We start from the raw sequence: 19,290 nt of genomic DNA on the forward strand, positions 1-19,290 counted from the left end.
CGCCCACCGTGTTCGGTGGGCGCCCCGTCGGCCTGCTGGGCGGGCAAAGCCGCTTCCGCAACGCGCCAGGCCTCCGGCTGGGAAGACCAGCGGGGGCTCCCCAATTGGGGAGCCCCCGGGCCCAGCGCGTGTCCGGCGCAGCTACTCCGCGCTGCCTCCCGGCCGCACTGCCCGGAAGGCGCACTGGAGGATCTCGGCCCAGGCGGCTTCGTTGGACGCCGGCTGCTCGGTCTGCCAAGCCGTCCGGCGCGCGACGACCGCCTCGGCGACGGCCTGCGCCTGGCCGGCCAGGTCTTCCTCAAGCGGGGCGACGTCGCCGTACTCGGCGCCGGTGACGATGACGCTGCCGTACAGGAAGTAGGAAGAGCCGATGTCGAGTCCTCGCCAGGCGCTGGCCAGCGCGGTGGCTGTCAGGTTCGGCGGCAACCCCTCGTTCGCGCCGTTGCCGTGCACCCACATCAGCGCCCGGCGGTGATAGTTCCCCGGGTCGGGGCTGCCGCTCAGGCGCGTCGCGATCGCCTTGCTGCGCAGGCCGGGCTCGTCCGGCAGGTCGATCGGCTCGACCGTGGAGTCGGGGTTGATCAGAAGCGCGCTGGCCATGCTGTCGATTCTCCTCGTCAGATCGGTAGGTACTGCACTGCCGTGCCGCGCCGCACGGGCGGTCCGGGCAGCATGCGCGTCACAAGGTCCGGGCCACGTCCGCCGCCTGGGCCATGTCCGCGTCGGTCTGCGGCGTGCCGCCGCCGTTGACCAGCAGGTGGATCTCAGCCTCGTCGTGCACGGCCCGGTAGCTGGCCGTCAGCGTGGTCTGCTCCAGCGGCCCGCTGTTTTGCAAGGTCATCGTTCCGTCCTTCTCAGTCAGGGAGGAGCCGGGACACCCGGTGGTGAGCCCCGCCGCCGGGTCCTCGGCACTGACAGCGGTATCCGGTGCTACAGCTCGGTCCAGCCGCACGCGGGCCGGTCCGGATCGGCGAGAGAGCTCCACACCTTCCCGGTGGCCCCGTGCGCCTCAATGTCCTGGAGGGTGGCCGCCCCGGCGGGGACGTGCCGCAGGAAGTTGACCACCCGCGGGCTGTCGGCGGCGGCGACCTGGAGGTCCTCGATCCGGTTGCGCAGCGTTGTCTCCGAGGTCCTCTCGGACCCCGGCGTCAGCACGAACAAGACCCTGGGAAACCGCGGGTAGAAGTCCTGCCAGGCCGGCAAGGCCCCCTGCGCCTCCGTGGTCCCGCGAAGGTGGAGCGGGACCGGGGTGTACTCGAAGTACCGCGCGTACGACGTCAGCTTCGAGCTGAGCTTCTCGCTGCTCATGGTGGAGCGGTCGAGCTCGACGAACGCCCGCAGGTGCGCCCGGCCCTCCGGGGAGTGCACGGTGTACCGCATCAAGGCATCGGCCCGGATCGCGTCGGCCGAACGGTCCGAAAGCCGGTGGAACACCTCCGGCGCCCAGTCGAGCGGCCCGTACTCGTCGCCCCGCCGCCGGGCATCCCGCAGGAACGCCAGGTGCGTCCGCAGGACGTCGAGCGTGTGGGGAGCCAGCAGCTGCGCACCGGTGTCGGTCATCGACTGCGGCGGGCTGACCCGGTCCAGCAGCTCGGGAAAGCTGCCCGCCAGGGCGCGGCCGGCTTCGGTCAGGAACCAGATGCGGGTGCGGCCCGGGAAGTAGCGGGTCGCATGGTCGACCAAGCCGTCGTCCCGCAGCTTCCGCATGCGGGCGGCCGGGAAGTTGTGGTCCTCCTGCTCGCTCTCCTCCTCGCCACTGGTGAAAGGACCGAGCAGCTCGTACAACTGGCCGCTGGTCGCGAGCCGGTGCTGGTAGAGCGCGGCCAGGGCCGCACGGTCGAACGCCGCACCGTCGTGCCGGCGCTTACGGCGCTTCGTGGGGACGGCCACCGTCATCAGGGTCTCCTTCATCAGTGCTCTCTGGTGCCGGCCAAGCCAACCCCGCACACCTTGACGGATCCCTTGACGCCCGGGCTCCGCGGCGTAACAACTCGGCCTCGCAGGCGCCATCAAGGGATCAGCCAATACCTTGATGCTCCGCTGCGCCCCAGATCAGACGCGGCGTCAAGGAATCCGGCACCTTGATGCCGAGCTACTTCTGCTTGGTCCGCGGCCGACCCTGGGCCTGCTGGGCCAGGACGTCGTCGAGCACGTAGGCCGCGACGGCTGGCGGAAGGCCGAGGCCCTCGGCGAGGACCTTGACGACGCGCTCCCGCGGCTCGTCCCAGAGCTCCTGCTGCACGGCGGCCACCTTGTCGCGCTCGGCGAGGCCCATCTGGGTGTCCTTCACCAGGCGCTCGCCGGTGCGCGTCGTGAACCCGAACTCCTCAACCAGCCGGCGGACGACGACGGCCGCCGGCGTGTCCGTGGGCGCGGCCGCGAGGAGCTCTGCCGTACGGGCCACCCGCTCAACGGCGTCCTTGCGGATGGCAGCCACCTGGTTGAGGGAGCCGGTCTTGCGACCGCCGGTACGTGCCGCCCCGTGGCCCTTCGGGCGGTCCTCGTTCCAGGTCCGCACCGTGCCGCGCTCCCAGTACCGGACTCCGTTGATCTCGGTCTTCCACTCCGGCCCCTTCGTCCGCACCTTCTTCACCGCCGACCCGGCCGCCGGCTTCTTGACGTAGTCCGCCCAGGCGTCCTTGTCGGGGCGGTTGTCCGCGGGCATCGACTCCCAGGCCTCGACCCAGTCGAGGAGGTCCCCGTCGCGCTCGTCCGCAGGGTTGTTCTGCGGGTCCAGCGGGAGCACCGGGATGTCCTGCTGATCGAGGGGGAGCTCGCGCTGGTTGGCGTAGGCCTGCATCTGCTCCTCGTCCCAGATGCGAAGCGGCCGCTTGGCCTCAGGGTCGACGCGGGAGAAGCTCTTCACGCTGACAGGGAGCTTCTCCCACTGCCGCCGGCTCTGGAAGCTGGAGAAGGCAACGCCGAGAATCTTGGCGGCCCCCTCGGTGGTGACGTACTTGCGGCCGGCGGGGATCATCGCGGGCCTCCGTTTCATGATGGTTGGGGGGCCGGCACCCGACCCTGCGACGCGAGGAACGATACTACATAAAACATGCGGCGGGTAGCCGGGCTCCGCGGCGCACCCTCGGGGCGGCCCGGCCGGCCCCCGGCTCCGGTTTCGCCGTAGCCAGGTGGCGTTCTCGGTCGACATGCCGACCAGGGCATTCGCCAGGACGGTCACCGGCGGCGGCCGCCGTCGGGCCGCGGCAGGATCAGCAGGAACTCCATGCCGTCATCGGAGGGCCGGCTGCCGAAACCGGCCTGGAGCAGGTGAGCGTTCATCTCCGTCAGCACCGGTACGCAGTCCGGGGTCCGGCACAGGAGCAGGACCTTGGCGCAGTTGCCGTCGGGCGTTGGGTCCTGGGCTTGGGTGCTGAAATCGCCTGCGTGGGCCAGGTCGTCGACGTCGCAGACCTTGCCGTGCTCGTCGGTGGCCAGGATCCAGCCGGCGTCGGTGAGGATGGCCTGGACCGCGGCCTCGGTCAGTATCGGTCGGGTTGCGTGTGTCATGGGGATTCTCCTTGGTGTGCGGCCCGACGGGCCCGTGATGTGGTGGCCCGTACGGTGCGGTCGAGCGGGGTGCAGGCGGCCGGCGTTTTCGTCGACGAAACCGCCGGTGGGTGGTGGCCCGGGCCGATGCCGGTGGGGCAGGCCGGGCGGGTGCGCAGGCCGAGTGTGCCTGCGGATGCCGGCCGTGACCCCCGAGGCGCGCGGAGGTCACGGTCGTTGGTCACCGGAGGTGCGGCGCCAGCGCCGGGAGGGCGCCGGCTCCGAGGTCCCAGTGGCAGCCGGGGAGCGGGTCGTCGGCGGCGTCGAGCGCGGTGGCCGTCACCGACAGGACGCCGGCGGGGCGCCCGTCGCCGTCGGGGACGATCGCGACCCGGGCGTCCAGGAGCAGGTAGGCGCCGCTCTGGTTCTGGATCTTGCCGGTGAGCATGCGGATGACGTGCTTGGGGCGGGCCCGGTCGAGCGGCCGGGTGTCCCCATCGGTGTGGTTGCCGCAGCAGTTGCAGCCGCAACCGCAGGGGTGGATGGCACGGATGCGCACCTGGTCCTCCTTCGTTCGTTGCTGATTCGGTTGGGTAGCCGCGCCGCCCGGGCGCGAGGGTGCTCCGTTCCGGCGGCCGCCGCGCGGCCGCCAGGGGAGCGTCAGATCTGGGTGATGTCGAGGCCGATGCGCTCGACCTGCAAGGAGACAGCGGACCTCGGGATGTTGTCGCTCCCCCTGTAGGTCCGCACCCGGCGGCGTCCGGCGATCACCACCTGGCTGCCCGGGCGCAGCGCGCGGTGGGCGGCCTGTGCCGTCGTGCCCTCCAGCGAGCAGATCAGCAGCTCCGGCAGCGACGCCCCGGAGCGCGGTGGCCCCTGCTGGTCCACGGAGATGTGCATCCGGGCCACCGGATGGCCCTTCACTTCCTGGAACTCCACCGGCCGGACGACCGTCCCGGTGACCATCTCGACGGCGGGGGCGACCTCGACCTGCTCGCCGAGCTCGGGGGCGCCCAGCGGCAGCCGCATCGCCTTGCGGACCTTGCCCGCCCCGGTCTTCTGGGTCTTCTGCCGGGCCTGCTCGATGCGAGCTTCGGTGTCGGCCCGAGCCGTAGCGCGGGCTCCCCCGCAGGCCTTCGCGACCAGGCCGGCGAGCTCGGCCTCCCGCGCCAGGCCGACCGCTCCCGCCCTCTCGCCCAGCTGCCGGACGCGGGCTGCCAGGCGGCCGTACTCGCCCTCCATCTCCTCGTGGGCGAACGCCACGACTGCGGCGGCACCCCGGCGGCGCATCGTGCGGTTGAACCCGCACGACTTGCCGCGCATGCCCTCCTCCCGCTCCCAGACGAACAGCTCCGCCTCCGGCCACCCGTTCTCATCCAGGCCGCCGACCACGACGGACAGCACGCAGGCGATCCGGCGGTCGTGGAGAACGTTGAGCGGGTACTCGGCGGCCGCGCCGTGGAACGGCAGCCGGGCCGGGTGCGGTTGACCGTCCTGGGTACGGCGGTCGGGATGCAGGAAGTCGCGCAGTGCGGCCGCCGACAGCTGCTCCCGGCCGGCGCGCACGGCGGCGAGGTACAGCGCGATCGCGGCGCTCTGCCAGGGCGTGTTGCCGTACGGGGCGGCCGGGGTGGCGAGGGCCAGGTGCTCGGTGACGCCGTTGGCGCGGGGGAACGTGGCGAGCAGGACCAGCAGGGACGGGCTGTACGGGCGCACGTCGACGTGGCTGAGCAAGCTGGCCGGGACCTCGGGCGCCGCGTCGGGCTTGGCGACGGGCGGGGTGACGGTTGCGGTGGGCATGGGGCTCTCCAGGCGGGGGCGCGGGGAAGCGGGTTGAGGGCTGGACGGCGGGCCACCGCCGTCCAGCCGGGCAAGAGGTGGTGCCGACGCGCGAGCGTCGCCACCACGGCGGGGTCACAGGCGCAGGACGCCCGCCAGGACGAGCAGCGCCGGCCGGTCGCAGTGCAGATAGAGGTCCAACTCGTTGCGGGTGGGGAGCAGACCGTCGGCGTTGTAGATCGCCCAGCCGAGCTCGCTGATGAAGCTGTGGAGCAGCATCCGGTTGTCGCCGAAGCGGAAGTACTGGTCCTCCTCGGGCCACCGCTGGTCGAGGTCGAGCTCGGAGACGGCGGCTCGGGTCGGGGCGCCGTCGGGGAGGTGGAGGTTCCAGGCGTTCACCTGGGCCTGGTGGAGCGCCGTGAAAGCGCGGGTGATGGCGGCAGCCACGAACGGGTCGCGGCTCTGGCCGTCGTGGTCGATGTGCAGGGACTGGGCCAGCGCGTGGGTGCGGATCAGCTTGTCCGGGGGTGTGATCAGAACGGACACGGTGCGGTCCTCCTTGCGGGAGCGGGTTGAGGGGCAGGCCGCCCGACCTGCCGACATGAAAAACGATACCACATAGAACACGCCCATGGGGATTGGTGTGTGCCTCGGAGTCCCTGGCCCAGGCCGCCGCCGCGTGTTTGCCGGCGGCGGCCCGGGGGATCAGACGGCCAGGTCGAACCTGGTCAGTGCCGCCCGGATCCGCTCGGCGAACCAGCGGGCCGCGTTTACCGAGACGGCGTTGCCGATCTGCAACGTCCGCTCCTCCAGGTTCCCGTGGACGATGTACTCCGGTGAGAACCGCTGGATCTGCTTCATCTCGTCGGACGTCAGCATCCGGATCAGGCAGTCGTCCACCTCCGGCGCCGGCCACACCAGGGAGTGGTGCGGCTTGGTCGCCAGCGTGGTGAGCGGCTCCGCCGTCGTACGGGGGGCGTTCTTGCGCCCGTTGGGGATGATCAGCGCGTGGTGGCGGCCCTGGGCGGCGAGGACGGGAACCGCCCCGCGGATGGATACGGCGGTGCTGTTGTTGCGCAGCATCGCGATGTGCGGGTCCGCCCCGAACCGCTGGAGCCCGACCGCGATCCGGGCCCGGGTCGAGGCCGCGTACGGCTTGAACACCTTGTGCCGCGGCTTCCCGTCGCCGACCCGCCGGCCCAGCAGGTTCCAGTCGATGACCTCCGCGACGGCGCGGACGTGCGGGATGAGCAGCTGGTGGCCGCACCTGCGGTTGGGGCACCGGTAGTTGTACTGCTCGCCCCACTTGCCGATCTTGCGGCCCCTCGGGTTGTTCCACACCTGGCGGGCGCGCACTGGGCCGCACTCCCGGCAGTCGGCCGCCGGCCGGACCTCCAGGTTCGGCTTCGGGGTCGCCGTCCGGGTGAACACGATGTAGATCCGGTCGCGCAGCTGGGGAGCCAGGACGTTGGAGTCGTCGCCGAGGTGGGCGGAGGAGGCGCAGACGATCTGGTGTCGGTAGCCGAGACGGTGCCACCCCTTGAGCCACCAGTCGAACAGCTCCCAGTCGGTGGCGAACTCGACCACGTTCTCCACGAACACGGCGTCGGGCCTGTGCACCTCCGCCCACGCGATCATGTCGAGCGCGGTGGCCCGGGTGCGCTCCCAGGTCTCCGGCTTGGCGCGGCCCTCGTCGCCCTCGACCTGGAGGTCGAGCTCCAGCTGGCCGCGGGTGCGCTTGCGACCCCCGGCGAGCGCGATCTCGGTGCAGATCGGGGAGCCGGCCAGGATCCGGGTGCGCGGCATGCTGCGCTTGTTGGTGTTGCTGATGTCGATGCGCCGGTGCTCGACCGTCGGGTGGTTCGCGACGTGGGTGCGGATCGACACCGGGTCGTGATTGGCGGCCAGGCGGCAGGTGTACCCCGACTCGGTGAAGCCGGTGGTCGTGCCGCCTCCTCCGCAGAACAGGTCGGTGAAGTCGAGATCGCGGTCGTGGCGGAAGACGGGTGCCATGAAGTCCTCTGCGGGTGAAGAGCGGGTTGAGACGCCGCCGGCCGCCAAGCCGGGGCGTCGAAAGGGGCAGCGGTCCGCCGCCGCAGGGCGGCGGACCGGGGTCGAGCGCGGCCGCCCTCGTTCAGTCGACGACCGCAACCTCGTCTTCGGCGGCGTACTCCACTTCGTCGCCGGAGGAGAAGGTGACGCGGACCCGCCCGTTCGGGATGTCCACGACGTCATCCACGAGGTAGGGCAGCTCATCGCCGTGGAGCACGATGCGGTCATTGCGCCGCAGGGAGGCTGCGGTGACGTTGATCATGGGAATCTCCTTCGCGCCGCCTCTGCGGCGGGGACGGGACCTTGCGTATCGCCGGCGTCTGCAACCGGTGGCGCCGACTGCTAGCCGGGGTGCGGTGAAGGGGGCCGGCCGCCGCCGCATGCGGTGAAGCGGCCCGGGGTCGGACGCAGGTGGCTCAGCCGTCCAGCAGCTGGACCAGCTGCCCCCGCAGCTCGTCGGGGAGCGCGGTGTTGTTGAGCACCTCGCGCAGGGCCGCCAGGGTGCTGCGCAGTGCGGCCGCCTCGCGTTCGTGCCGCCCGGGGTCGTGGGCGGCCAGGGCCTCCCGCAGGAAGGCGGGCCAGGTCTGCGGACGCTCCAGCTCCGGGGCGTCGACGAAGGCGCAGTGGCCGGGGTCGGCGGTCTCCAGGCGCACGGCCTTCAACTGGCCGTTGGCGAAGGTCAGTCGAATCCCCGTCAGCGGCTCGCTCTCCCCGAAGGCGTTGATCACGGGAGAGCCGTCCTCGACGGTCAGATCGAGGTCGACCTGGACGCGGGTTCGGCAGGCGGTGACGGTGTTGCTGGGCTGGTCGCTCATGGTGGGTCCTCCGTTGAAGCGGGTTGAAAGGGGCGGGCTGCCGCACACGCCCCGACGTGAAGAACTATACCACATAAAACATGAACCCGCGATCCATCCCGTCTTCTCCGATCCCGGCCGGCGCCCGCTCCAGAAGCCGGCCGCGGACCGCAAAGGGCCCGGCCCGGACCGCACAACGCGATCCGGGCCGGGCAAAGGGAAGGTCGGCAGCAGGAACTAGGCGGCCAGCGCCACGTCCGCCTCCCGCGCCGCCTCGTCCATCTCGGCGGGCTGCTCCTTTGACGCCTCGGGCTCCACCTCGGCCGCCGACTCGGCGGCCAGCGGCTCCACCCCGTCGACCTCCGTGCCCACGGCGGACTCCACCTCGACGGACAGCTCGTCCGCCGCCTCGGTCCCGCCAGCGGACTCCTGGTCGGCCTGCCCGGTCAGCTGCGCCTGCGCCGCAGAGGCATCCGGCTCGCCGCCGCTCCCCTCGACCAGGGCGACCATCGCCGCCTCGATCTCGGACAGCTTGTACGCCAGGTGATCGCGCATGAACACCAGCAGCTGCACCACGGCGGCGCCCGGCTTCTCCCACACCTTGTTCGCGTTCATCACGCGGGCCTCGAAGGCGGCGAAGATCTGGGCCAGGATCAGCTTCCCCGAGCTGGCCTCGCCCATCCGGGACTCGGCCTGCTCCAGCCAGACCGTAATCCGGTCCTCGTCGTCCTCCTTCTTGCCGCTCTCGCGGGTGACCGACTCCGGAGCCCCGAGCAACTGGGCCATGAGCCGCCGGTTCGGGCTGGTGACGAACTTGGCGTACCAGCCCGGCATGTCGCAGACGATCCGGCGGACCAGCGCCCACGACGCGCCGCTCGGCTTCTCCTTGAGTGCGGCCTTGAGCGCGGCCCGGCGGACGGTCGTCGCGGCCTTGAATGCCTCGTTGTTGCTTCGGACGAGCCGGACGGCGGCCCGCGACTCCTCGGCCGTAGCCGGACCACCCGACTTCTCGGCCGCCTTCTTGCTGAGCTGGTGGCCGTTCTTCTTCCAGTCCGCGCACACCAGGACCGCCTCACCGTACTCGTTGAAGAAGGCGCGGCCGGGGCAGTCCTTGACGTGGTGCTCGGGGTCGACCGGGTTGCCCATGCCGCTCATCAGGTCGGTCAGCAGGCGCATCTTGTCGCCCCGCCACTCGTACGGCCGGTCGACCTCGGGCACGCCGTCCGCCCGCAGCGCCGCCAGACGCTCCTTCCGTAGCCGGGCGGTCTCCTCCTCCTGGAGCAGGCTGGCGATGGCGTGGTCCCAGTGGCCGTAGCCGCCACCCTCGGCCGCGTCCTTCGCCGCCGCCTCCTTCAACCGGCGCGAAGCCCCCCGCAGGTGCTCGACCGTGCCGTACTGGGTCGTCTGGACCAGGTCGAAGTCGCACTCGGCGGCCTCGTCGAACGTCTTCGCGTCCAGCGCCACGGCCCCCTTCGCGGCAGCGAACTGCGCGTCGGTCAGGCCGATGCTGCGCGCGGCCTTCTTCCGCTGGGTGGGGGTCATGGAGAACGCGGCGAGCTGCGCCGCCGCCTGGGCCTCGTCCCGCTTGGTCATGGCCTTGCGGTGGGTGTTCTCCACCAGGGACCTGGTGATGGCCTCCTTGTCGGCTCCCTTGAGGTCGTCGCGCACCACGATGGGCAGGGCGAGCCAGGAGGTGTGGTCCTCCTCGGCCTTCTTGACGGCCTCCTTGCTCGACAGCCAGCGCTGCTGTCCGGCCAGGACGCCGAACTCCGGCGCGGGCTTGCCCTCCTCCGTCAGCTTCTCGATCTGCTCGGGCGTCAGGGGGCGGACGATGACCGGGGTGTCGACGCCGTCCTGGGCGACGGAGTCCAGCATCTCCTGGGTGGGCAGCTTCTCCTCGGTGCGGACGTTGCAGGGGTCGAGCACGAGCGTGCGGGGGTCGACCTCCATGAACCGGAAGTTGCGGACGATCATGCCCGTCGCCGGGCGTGCGGGGGTCTTGGACTTGGTGCGTGCAGACACGGGAGTGTGCCCTTCTTCTTGGTTGGATAGCGGGTTGATCCGGCCGAGCCGCCCGGCCCGTCCGTTGTGAACAACTATACCACATATAACGTGCAGCATGGAGTGTGGTGAGCCGCATTCTTCCGGCTGGCGGCGCCCGCCCGGGCCGGAGTCCCCTGCGGCCGGCGGCGCACCGGAGATCCTGGCCGGCCTTGTGGGCGGGGTGGGGGAGTGGTTGATCTACGCGCGTAGGCAGATGCGGCGCAGGGGGTGGTCACCCCGGGCTTGACCCGGGGTGACCACCCGACATCTAGGTGAGCAGGCGCGGTGCCAGCACGCGTACCGCCTCGACGACGGCCGCGACCAGGTGGCGCGGCGCCAGTGTGGCGTCAGACAGGATGTCCAGCTGGCCGTCGGGGTCTGCGGAGTCCAGGGCGTCCAGGGTGGCGCTGTCCTCCTCGTCGTCGCAGGCCCAGCTCCGGGCCTCCTGGACGAGGGCCTCGATCAGCCCCAGCGCCGCAGCGTTCGCGTGATCCGGGCCGGCGGCGGCAGCCGTGGTCACGAGCAGTTCCTTCCAGGGAGGGAGCGCGCCGACGGAGTGCCGGACGGAGCGGGGAGGGCGGAGAGGGGCGCCGTCGCGTGGACGTGCATCCGGTAGAGCGTCCGGAGCCGGACGGCCAACTGCGGGGTCGGCTGCGGCCGGCCGCAGATCGGGGCGGGAGTGAGCAGGCTCCGGGCCCTGACCGGAAGGCGCCAGTCCGTCCGCAGCCAGCAGCCCCCCGGGTGGCGGGGGCAGGCCGTCCAACGGGCCGCGAAGCCGAAGGGGTGGAGAGCATGCACCAGCAGGTCGTTGTGCCCTCCGGAGCCGTACTGCTGCTCCACGGTGCCGAGCGGGCCGTCGAGGACCCAGGTGCCGCTGCCGAGTTCCACGCCACGGTGCACGCGGATCTCCTCGTGCAGCGTCAAGGCCGGCAGCGGCGACCACCGCGCCGCGTGCACGGGCCAGACGGTGACTTCTCGGCTGCCGCCGGGGCGGTCGTGCTCGACGGCGTACCCATGGCGGTGCAGTGCGGTGGTGACGGCGCCCGCGGCGGCTTCGTGGTCGGTGGTCAGGGTCCAGTGGCCCGACGGTCCGGCTCTGCCTGTCACCAGGCCGGTGGTGAAGTGCCGGAAGCCCGGGTGGCGTTCGAGGTCGAGGGCGGCGTGGGCGAGCGCCGTGATGCGGGCGGGGTCGAAGTGAGCGGGAGGCATCGGCTTCCTCGGATCGGGGCGGGTGGCCTCGGGCGACGCCGCGAGGCAGGCGGTTCAGTGGTGGGCGGGTGGTGGTGGTGGCCTTTTCCAGGCCAGTTCGGCGTGGATCTGGGGGAGTGCGTGGTGATGGTCTCCAGTGCGGCGCCGGCGGCCGGGGGCCGGATGTCCGGCATGGTGGCGGCCGGGACCTGCGGGCCCGCGGCCTGCTCGGGATGGTGCCGTTCGGGAGCAGGGGCGGCCCCGCAGGTGTGCCGGGTGGTCAGGTCGCGAGGGCCTTCAAGGCGGGCAGGACCTCGGCGGCCGGCAGCGGCCGGAAGGCGAGGCGGACGGAGGGGCCCCGGTACACGCAGGCCCGGTGCACGGTGCCGGTGCGGTCGGCGCGCTGGATGCCGCACTGCACGTGGTCGTCGGGGAACCGCAGCCTGCTGGTGTCGACGTCCGCCAGGCTCGGGGATCGGGTGCCGTCGGCCCTGACGTAGCGGTCAACGGGGCCGAGCAGCGCGTTCACGAGGCGGTCGGCGGCAGCGGTGGTGAACTCGCGTCCGGTGACGGTGGCGATGCCGTCCTTGAGGTGGAGCAGCAGGTGGCCGCCGACGTTGGCGGTGAGCAGCTGGGCGCCGTCGCTGCGCCGGTGGGGGCTGATCATCAGCTGCGGCAGCGCGGCCAGGGCCTGCTGGACGTCGCCGGAGGCGGCGGAGGGCATGTGTGTCTCTTTGGCTGGAGTGCGGGTTGAGGACGGGCGCCGCCAGGCATCCCGACATAAAGAACAATACCACATAAAACCTGCTTCAATGGGCTGGGCTCCGTCCCGCTGTCACGAGGTGATGGCCTCCAGGTAGGGAGCGCAGCCTGCGGCGAGGGGCTGGTGGTACTCCGTCACCCGGGCAGCGAGGTGGGCGCGGACCGGGCGCGGCGCGCACCTGGCCGCCTCGCCGACCCTCTCCGCCCAGTCGTGGTGGTGCGGGTCGCCGGAAGGGCCCGAGTCGAGCAGGTAGAGCCGGACCGGCGGCCTGGTGGCGGCGGCGGTGGTGACCCCGGGGGTGCGCGCGGAATGGACCAGGCGCCGGCCCTGGTAGATGCGGACGTAGACCTCTCCGGCGTCATCGTCGTGGTCGACGACGACGTGGAGCGGCCGACGGGGGCGCGGACGGCGGCCAGGCACAGCAGGGCGCCGAGCAGGGCGGTGACGGCGAGGACGATCATGGGGACCTTCTTCTCTGGTGGTGGTCGGCGAGCAGCTGGGCATCGTGGGCCCGGCGGGGAGCGGGCTGGGCCGGTGATCGGCGGGGTGCAGGCGGTGCACCGGGGCGGGCCCGGCGGACTGGCCGGCGGTGCGGTGCGGCCCGGGCTCCTCGACGGGGCCTTCGTCCCCGGGGCGGCCGGCGCCCGCCCGGCCGTCCTTGGCCGGGGCGGGCACCGGCTCTGCGGCCCGGACCACGAGGGTGCGGGCCGCAGGCAGTTCGGGGGACGGGCTACTGCTGGTAGGCGGCGATCAGCTGGCGGACCTCGGCCTCGCTCTTGCAGCCGGGGTGGCGGTTGGCGCTCGGCGGGTTGCCGTTGCGGCCGCGGAGGTGGCTGTAGTGCTTCATGACCACGGCCCCGCACAGGTCGCAGCGCAGGAGCCAGAGGTTGTCGGAGCCGGGGTAGCCGCTTAGGGGCGTCCAGTGGAACTCCGTGACCCTGGCGATCGCCGCAAGGGCGCTGTCCCGGTTGCGCTTCTCGTCCATCCGCGGGTGCAGAAGCGGTGCCGGGCCGTACGGGCTGGGCACCTCGGCCACCGTGTCGGTCAGCGGGACGGCCTGGATCCGGCCGTTGACGAACTCGTTGGCCAGCCAGTCCGCGGCCTTGTCCTGGCCCTTGGAGCCGACGGCGGGGCGGCGCACGTTGTGCACCTGGCCGTTGTTGTCCTCGGCCAGCCAGTCGCGGTGCCATCGGGAGACGTAGCCGAGCAGTCGCGGTTCCTCCGCCGCGCCGATGATCACGGGGCGGCGGCATTGGTTGTTCGGCGCTCCGATGCGGTACGCCAGGGTGGTCGTGGTGGTGCTCATGGAGTCAGGTCTTCCTTCGGGTGGAGTGCGGGTTGACGGCGCCCCGGGGGCCTCCCCGGAGCGTCGGGCGGTCGGGCGGCGTCGGCGCGGCCCGTGCGGGTCAGGCGGCACCGCGGTGGTCGAGCGTGCAGGTGCGCGCCGTGACGCTGGTGTTGTTGTATGGCGCGTACTTCTTGGCGGCGGCCTTCGCGTTCTCTTCGGACGAGAAGCAGACGGTGGTGCTGCCGCGGCGGCTGATGGCGTTGGAGAACGTCAGCCGCGGGTGGGCGCCGTGCGGCAGCTCCACCAGTACGGCGGTGGTGCCCGCCGCCTCGTCCGCGCTCAGCCCGGCGTCCATCGCGCGCAGGCGCAGGGACTCCAGCTGGACGGTGGCCTTCGCCAGGTCGGCGGGGCGCGGCTCGACGGCGATCTGCCGGGCGAGTTCCTTGGCCCAGTCGGCCAGGTCCAGCAGGTCGGCGACGGCTGCGCCGGGCCGGGTGCAGGCGACGCGAGCGGCGGAGGCCGCGAGCAGCATCAGGCCGTTCTCCGGGCCGGTCAGCCGGGCCACGGCGCCGCGCAGCAGGCTGAGGGCGTAGGCGGTCTCGTCGTGCTCACGCACGCCCGGCCGGGCCAGGACGCGCCGGGCGAAGGCGTCGGCGGCGCGGCCGCGCTCCGCAGCGAGGCGGATCCGAAGGGCGGCCCGGTCACCCGCGACGGGCCTGCGGGCCAGGCGCCGGGCGATGTGGGCGATGTCGTAGAGGGTCTCGACGTCGCGGTAGACGTCGGCGGCGGTGCGCTCGGGCATGGCTGTTCCTCGTGGTGGGTGCGCGGTGGTTGCGGCGGAAGCGGTGCGGGTCGCAGGCCCGGGCCGGTGGTAGGCGGCGGCGCCGGGTCGCGCTGGCCGGTGGTCCGGCTCCGGGCGATGGTCGGCGGCCGCCGCCGGGGCGGCGGGCCTGCCCGCCGTCAGCTCTCGCGCGAGTCCGGGCCGGGCTGGCGGGGGATGCGGCCCTTGGCGCTGTTCTCCGAGCTGGTGCGCGGCCGGGGAACCGTGGGGATGGCGCGCTCGCGGAAGTCGTCGCCGGTGCTGCCGTTCTGCTGGGACATGCCTGCTCCTTGGTGAAAGGCGGGTTGATTCGGGCGGGCCCGCCCGGGCCCTTCCGACATGGAAAACATTACCACATGGAACGTGCAGAATCGAGTGTGCCAAGCCTCTATCCACCCGAACGGCGCAGCTCAAAGGCCACGGGACGGGCCGCGCACCCCGCACTCAGGCCGCTACCCGCTCCTCGGCCCCGCCGCCGCCGAGCGCGCCCAGCATCCACGGCGCCCCCGCCAGCAGCACCGCGCACTGCCGCCACGACTCCCGTACCGCAGCAGCCACCGCCACCGGATGCTCCCGCACCTGCCCGAACACCCCCGCCGACGGGTACAACCCCGTCCCCCTCTCCCAGGTGACCGCCCACCCCGGCCGCTCCTTGTCCGCAATCAGCGTCGGCGCCGCCACGTACGACTCCTCCACGATCGGGAACACCCCCTCCTCCCGACTCCTCGTCACCACCCGCGCGATCCCCCCGGGGCCGCCACACACCCCCGTCTCGGCCAGCCGCGCCGCATACCCCAGCACCGCCAGCGCCTCCCCGCGCGGCATCGGTGCCAGCGAGAGGACCGACCGCCACGTCGTCCCCTTGCGCACGCACCGCGGCCCGGGCGAGTCACACCGCTGCTCCGGCAGCTTCAAGCACGCCTTGCACCTCGGCCCCGCCGGCTTCCCCGCCCTGCACGCCTCGCACCGCGGGCCGTGCTGCTCCTTGCAGCTTTTCGAGCGGCCCTCCTCGATGACCCGGCGGACCTGGTAGACCGTCCACGGCATCGCCGCCATGGCGGCCTCGGCGATCGCCAGCACCTCGGCGTTGCCGGAGGCCGTCAGCTCCCGGCGCAGCGAGGAGCCGGAGTAGAGGGTGCACAGCGGGTTGAGCGCCTCGGCCATGTACTCCAGCACCAGCGCCTTGGCGATGGAGCGCGGGAAGAGCGCGGCGCGGGCCATGTGGGCCTTGATCGAGCCGGCGCTCACCGGGAACGGGCACATGGTGCAGTAGCTCTTGGGCCAGGTGACCCCGAAGCGCCCGTGCAGGTAGTCCAGCAGGTGCGGCCGGTCCCACCCCCACTCGATCAGCGGGTAGCGCGGGTGGCGGTGCGGGCTCGCGAAGGTGCGGTCGCGCTCCGCGCGGGAGCGCTCCAGCGCGTCGAAGCCGATCCAGTGGCAGAACCGCCCGTTGATGTTCTGCCCGAACCACAGGTCGAGCACCTCGCCCTTGAAATTCTGGCTGCACAGCCTGCGGCCGGCCTGGTACATCGGCAGGGTGCCGGTGACCCGAAGCTCGTCGCCCAAGGTCCAGGGCCCGCGCGCGACGATGCGCTCGGGGCTGCGGGTGTCCGACAGCACCACGATGCCGTCCCGGGCCAGCGACGGCCCGCCGCGGGCCACCTGGACGTAGCGGACCTGACGGGCACGCAGCAGCGGCAGCACGTGCTCCTCGGCCAGCGCCAAGGTGTCCGGCCACTCCTCACCCACAACCGCTGTGACGACGATCAAATCGGACAGGTCGGCGCGCAGCCCGTAGCGCACCGGGTCCTCCAGGACCCGGACCAGGATCGCGGTGGAGTCGGCCCCCAGCCCCCAGCAGAGCACGGTGACCCCGCACTCGCAGGGGCCGCCGGCGGCGAACTCGGGGACGGGCGCGGTGAACATGGCGTTCTGCATGGGAGACCTCGGGGAAGCGGGTTGAACCGGCCCGGGGCGCCAACCCCGGGCCGGACTGGTACTGCTGCGCTCGCGGTACCGCGGGATGCCGTCCCGTACGGGAATCGCGAGCCGTCCGGCCGAGCGGCCACCAGCGGCACGCGGGAGGTCATCGGGCCGAACGGCGGGGGCCGGTCAGCCCTGCTGCTCGGCGCCGGGGTGCAGCGCGGCGCGGACGGCGCAGCCGGTGACCTCCTCCAGGAGCCGGGTGCGCTCGGCCGGATCCTCCTCCAGCGCGATCCTGCGCACGACCGTCTCGGGCACCACGACTTCGCCGCCCCGGTCGCAGCCGCCGGTGAACGTGCCCACGCCGCTGGCGTGGGTGACGATGAGCCCGGGCTCGCCCTGCTCCTCCTCCGTCCAGAGCTCGAAGGCCAGGCCGGGCAGGCCGGTCAGCGCCTTGGCCAGGGCGAGCACGGCGTCCTGGTCGCCGAAGTAACCGGTGAAGTCGCCGGTCGGCGAGCTGGGGGTGTTCGACTCGTCCGGTTCGAGGTCGAGCTCGCTGAGCGCCTCGCTGATCTGGGCGCGCACCTCCGTGGTGTCCGGTGCGGCGTGGATGCGCAGGCGGAGGTAGTTCTCGTGGTTGGACATGGGTGATCGCTTTCGTGGTGGTCGGGGTGGGCGTGGGCGGGCCGGATGGGTGCGGCCATGCGGCCGGGCCGCCGGACGCAGGGGGTCGGGGCCGCCCGAGACGGAGGCCCCGGCGCGGGGTCAGTCCTGGTCGGGCAGGATCAGGGGGTTCGTCTGGTCGATCGCTTCGACCAGACCGGCGCGGGGCGCCTCGGCGTCGACCAGGGCGGCGATCTTCTGGGTGAGGATCTCGGGGACGGCGTGGCGGGCACCGAACCCGTGGCTGTGGAACGGGTGGCCGCTGGCGCCGAAGTGCGAGTCCACCGTCCAGCCAGCCTTGGCCGCCAGGCGCGACAGGAACATGGCCTCCGGCTTGGCCTGGGGGGCGTCGGTCAGGCGGAGGCGGGTGTACAGGCCCACGATCGGCCCGTCGATCCATGCCTTCTCGCGGCGCTCGGCTGTGACGAACAGGGTCGTCGTCCCGTCCTGGCCGGTGATCTCGATCGGAACGAGCTGCTGGTGCTCGGACATGACGGCTCCTCGGGTGAGCGCGGGTTGATCCGGGGCGACCGCCAGGTCGCCCCGTCACAAGAAACTATACCACATCAAACATGCTCATGTGGGCGTGGAAACCCCCTTCCCGGGGATGATGGGCGACTCCTCAGGCCCGGCGGCGAACGGGATCAAGGTCTCCCACGATCCCGCCGTGCGGTCGAGCAGCGGGAGCAGCCAGGCGTTCGCCGCCAGCAGCACCGCGAGCCGCGCCAGGTGCCACCGGTACGCCTTGGGCATCAGCTTGTCGTACCGGAGCAACTGGAGCTCACCGAACGACAACTGGCCCTGGCGCTTGCGCAGCACCGGCATGCGGTTCGCCACCATGCCGACCCTGATGTCGGGCCCGGCCGCGATCAGGTCGGACGCGGCCTGGTCCACGTAGCCGGCCTCCTCCAGCGCCGCCAGGTCCGCGAACACGTCGGCCTGCGGATCGGTCGGCAGAATCAGGTAGTCCTCGGTCCCGCCGCGGCTGAACCGGTAGAACAGGTTCGCCGGCGTCCCGAGCCGCGCCGCAACGTCCTTCACCCGGCTGACGGCCTTGGTGTAGGCGTAGAAGCGCACGTGCGGGGCCGACTCGGCGATACGCCACCACGCCTTGGTGTACTCGGTCGAGAAGAAGTCGCCGGAGTCGTGAACACGGACGGCGGCGCCACCGCGGTACCGCCGGTCCCGCAGCTCCTCGACCATCCACTGCTCCCACAGCTCCGGCATCTCCTGCACCATCTGCAGGTTGCCGAGGTGGCTCGCGGCCACGTCCGGGAACCGCTTGTAGGAACTGCCTGGTGCGTAGGCGAAGCACATGGCCGCGCAGACGGACGCCTCCGGACACGTGTTGAACCAGCTCCCGTCGGCGCGCTGAACCACCCACGCCGGCAGGGTCCACGTGAAAATGCCGTCCCGGGCCAGGTCGGAGTTGCCGCCGCTCAGCAGGAAGGCGCGCGGCTTGGCAGGGATGTCGAAGAGAGTCAGGGCTTCCATCGTGGCGCTCCGGTCGAGGGGCCCGGGAAGGAGCGGCCTCGGCGGCCCCTCCCCGGGGATCTGGTGGTCGGTCAGCCCTGGCGGGCGGGGATCGCGGTGGCGGCGCCGCGCAGGAAGGCGACAGTACCGGCCGTCGTGCGGCCCCGGGCGTCACCCCAGTTCCACACCGTCGCGCGCAGGTACGCCTGCGCCCCGCTCCTCCACCAGTGCGGCACCACGACGGGACGGCCGTGGACGTGATCGGCCAGGACGATCAGCGCGGCGTCCACCAGGGCGCCCCGCTGCTCCCGTAGGAGCCCGCGCCGGGCGCGCACGGCCGCCGCCAGTGCATGGGTGACCGTGGCCGGGCCGGTCCACGGAGCCTGCGCCCACTCCCGCCCGCCCTGGTGCAGGCCCACCAGAGCCAGGTGATCGGCGGCCGACTCCAGCAGAGCGGCCACCGCCGGGTGAACCCGCGCGGGGCTGCCGCTGCGCCCCGGTGCCTCGGCGGGCGCGGGCCGGACGCCGAGTTCCTCGACCCGGCTCCAGGGGCGGCGCAGCGCGCTCGGGTCGCCGTCGGGGGCGGTGGTGGTCTCGGCGTACCGGCCCGCGTGGTCGTTGATCCGCATGGTCGCGGTCCTGCTGGCCCGGTTGGCGCGGGCGACGACGCTGTGGCCGCCGGAGGTCACGCCGAAGATCAGCCCCTGCGTCATGGCCTCGGCGGAGAGGGCCTGCACGTCGGCGGTGAAGGTGTCGGCGGCCGTGAGGGGGCCGAACGGGCGCTTGCGGGTCACTGGACTTCCCTTCGGATGAAGCGGGTTGAGAGGGGTGGCCGCCCGGCCGCCCCGTCGTGAAAAACTATACCACATGAAACATGCTCGCATGGAGGTGGCGCCCCCCGTTCCACGCCGGGCCTCGGTGGTTTCGTCGGCCACACGAACGTGGCCCGGGGTCCGGGCGGGACCCCTCCGCCGGTGGGCGGGGCCGCGGAGGCCTCCACTAGCCGCAGGGCGGC

The 19,290-nt window shown here is 72.5% G+C and carries 24 protein-coding genes; all 24 read right to left on the reverse strand.

The window, feature by feature from the left end; all coding sequences use genetic code 11:
* Positions 1-141: 141 nt before the first annotated feature.
* Positions 142-600: a hypothetical protein gene (locus ACFXOZ_RS38430; protein ID WP_380531491.1), complete on the reverse strand. Its 459-nt coding sequence runs from the start codon at positions 598-600 to the stop codon at positions 142-144.
* Between the two features lie 79 nt (positions 601-679).
* Positions 680-841: a hypothetical protein gene (locus ACFXOZ_RS38435; protein WP_380531488.1), complete on the reverse strand. Its 162-nt coding sequence runs from the start codon at positions 839-841 to the stop codon at positions 680-682.
* Between the two features lie 89 nt (positions 842-930).
* Positions 931-1,911, reverse strand: a complete 981-nt coding sequence (locus ACFXOZ_RS38440) for a replication-relaxation family protein (protein ID WP_380531485.1) — start codon at positions 1,909-1,911, stop codon at positions 931-933.
* A 181-nt stretch (positions 1,912-2,092) separates the two neighbouring features.
* A complete protein-coding gene (locus ACFXOZ_RS38445; RefSeq protein WP_380594613.1) occupies positions 2,093-2,977 on the reverse strand; it encodes a hypothetical protein in 885 nt (294 codons plus the stop codon).
* 200 nt (positions 2,978-3,177) lie between these two features.
* Entirely contained in the window at positions 3,178-3,510 is a 333-nt protein-coding gene (locus ACFXOZ_RS38450) for a hypothetical protein (RefSeq protein WP_380531479.1), read from the reverse strand.
* Between the two features lie 220 nt (positions 3,511-3,730).
* Positions 3,731-4,048, reverse strand: a complete 318-nt coding sequence (locus tag ACFXOZ_RS38455) for a hypothetical protein (RefSeq protein WP_380531476.1) — start codon at positions 4,046-4,048, stop codon at positions 3,731-3,733.
* 101 nt (positions 4,049-4,149) lie between these two features.
* Entirely contained in the window at positions 4,150-5,289 is a 1,140-nt protein-coding gene (locus ACFXOZ_RS38460; protein ID WP_380531473.1) for a single-stranded DNA-binding protein, read from the reverse strand.
* A 114-nt stretch (positions 5,290-5,403) separates the two neighbouring features.
* The gene (locus tag ACFXOZ_RS38465; protein WP_380531470.1) at positions 5,404-5,814 is read right to left on the reverse strand and encodes a hypothetical protein; all 411 of its coding nucleotides are present in this window, start codon (positions 5,812-5,814) and stop codon (positions 5,404-5,406) included.
* 159 nt (positions 5,815-5,973) lie between these two features.
* Positions 5,974-7,281, reverse strand: coding sequence for a DNA cytosine methyltransferase (locus ACFXOZ_RS38470; RefSeq protein ID WP_380531467.1), 1,308 nt, complete (start codon positions 7,279-7,281; stop codon positions 5,974-5,976).
* 121 nt (positions 7,282-7,402) lie between these two features.
* Positions 7,403-7,582, reverse strand: coding sequence for a hypothetical protein (locus ACFXOZ_RS38475; protein WP_380594615.1), 180 nt, complete (start codon positions 7,580-7,582; stop codon positions 7,403-7,405).
* Between the two features lie 154 nt (positions 7,583-7,736).
* Complete coding sequence (locus ACFXOZ_RS38480) at positions 7,737-8,135, reverse strand: hypothetical protein (RefSeq protein WP_380531462.1); 399 nt, start codon at positions 8,133-8,135, stop codon at positions 7,737-7,739.
* Positions 8,136-8,351: 216 nt separating this feature from the next.
* On the reverse strand, positions 8,352-10,136 hold the full coding sequence (locus ACFXOZ_RS38485) for a ParB/RepB/Spo0J family partition protein (RefSeq protein WP_380594617.1): 1,785 nt from the start codon (positions 10,134-10,136) through the stop codon (positions 8,352-8,354).
* A gap of 289 nt (positions 10,137-10,425) precedes the next feature.
* Entirely contained in the window at positions 10,426-10,677 is a 252-nt protein-coding gene (locus tag ACFXOZ_RS38490) for a hypothetical protein (protein ID WP_380528173.1), read from the reverse strand.
* Complete coding sequence (locus ACFXOZ_RS38495) at positions 10,674-11,366, reverse strand: hypothetical protein (protein WP_380528175.1); 693 nt, start codon at positions 11,364-11,366, stop codon at positions 10,674-10,676. The genes ACFXOZ_RS38490 and ACFXOZ_RS38495 overlap by 4 nt, the downstream gene beginning before the upstream one ends.
* 259 nt (positions 11,367-11,625) lie before the next feature.
* On the reverse strand, positions 11,626-12,069 hold the full coding sequence (locus tag ACFXOZ_RS38500; protein ID WP_380594619.1) for a hypothetical protein: 444 nt from the start codon (positions 12,067-12,069) through the stop codon (positions 11,626-11,628).
* Positions 12,070-12,180: 111 nt separating this feature from the next.
* Positions 12,181-12,528: a hypothetical protein gene (locus ACFXOZ_RS38505; RefSeq protein ID WP_380528178.1), complete on the reverse strand. Its 348-nt coding sequence runs from the start codon at positions 12,526-12,528 to the stop codon at positions 12,181-12,183.
* A 310-nt stretch (positions 12,529-12,838) separates the two neighbouring features.
* Positions 12,839-13,414 carry a hypothetical protein gene (locus ACFXOZ_RS38510; protein ID WP_380594621.1) on the reverse strand — a complete coding sequence of 192 codons (576 nt, stop codon included), beginning with the start codon at positions 13,412-13,414 and terminating at the stop codon, positions 12,839-12,841.
* 100 nt (positions 13,415-13,514) lie between these two features.
* A complete protein-coding gene (locus tag ACFXOZ_RS38515) occupies positions 13,515-14,198 on the reverse strand; it encodes a hypothetical protein (protein WP_380528183.1) in 684 nt (227 codons plus the stop codon).
* Positions 14,199-14,356: 158 nt separating this feature from the next.
* Complete coding sequence (locus ACFXOZ_RS38520) at positions 14,357-14,497, reverse strand: hypothetical protein (protein WP_380528185.1); 141 nt, start codon at positions 14,495-14,497, stop codon at positions 14,357-14,359.
* A 163-nt stretch (positions 14,498-14,660) separates the two neighbouring features.
* Entirely contained in the window at positions 14,661-16,154 is a 1,494-nt protein-coding gene (locus ACFXOZ_RS38525) for a hypothetical protein (RefSeq protein WP_380594623.1), read from the reverse strand.
* Positions 16,155-16,328: 174 nt separating this feature from the next.
* Positions 16,329-16,784 carry a DUF3145 family protein gene (locus tag ACFXOZ_RS38530; RefSeq protein ID WP_380594625.1) on the reverse strand — a complete coding sequence of 152 codons (456 nt, stop codon included), beginning with the start codon at positions 16,782-16,784 and terminating at the stop codon, positions 16,329-16,331.
* Positions 16,785-16,904: 120 nt separating this feature from the next.
* A complete protein-coding gene (locus tag ACFXOZ_RS38535; RefSeq protein ID WP_380594627.1) occupies positions 16,905-17,294 on the reverse strand; it encodes a hypothetical protein in 390 nt (129 codons plus the stop codon).
* A gap of 84 nt (positions 17,295-17,378) precedes the next feature.
* Positions 17,379-18,296, reverse strand: coding sequence for a hypothetical protein (locus ACFXOZ_RS38540; RefSeq protein WP_380594629.1), 918 nt, complete (start codon positions 18,294-18,296; stop codon positions 17,379-17,381).
* Between the two features lie 71 nt (positions 18,297-18,367).
* Positions 18,368-19,069, reverse strand: a complete 702-nt coding sequence (locus ACFXOZ_RS38545) for a DUF6197 family protein (protein WP_380594631.1) — start codon at positions 19,067-19,069, stop codon at positions 18,368-18,370.
* Between the last annotated feature and the right edge of the window lie 221 nt (positions 19,070-19,290).

It is taken from the genome of Kitasatospora sp. NPDC059160 (assembly GCF_042755465.1).
In the GTDB taxonomy this organism is placed as follows: Bacteria; Actinomycetota; Actinomycetes; order Streptomycetales; family Streptomycetaceae; genus Kitasatospora.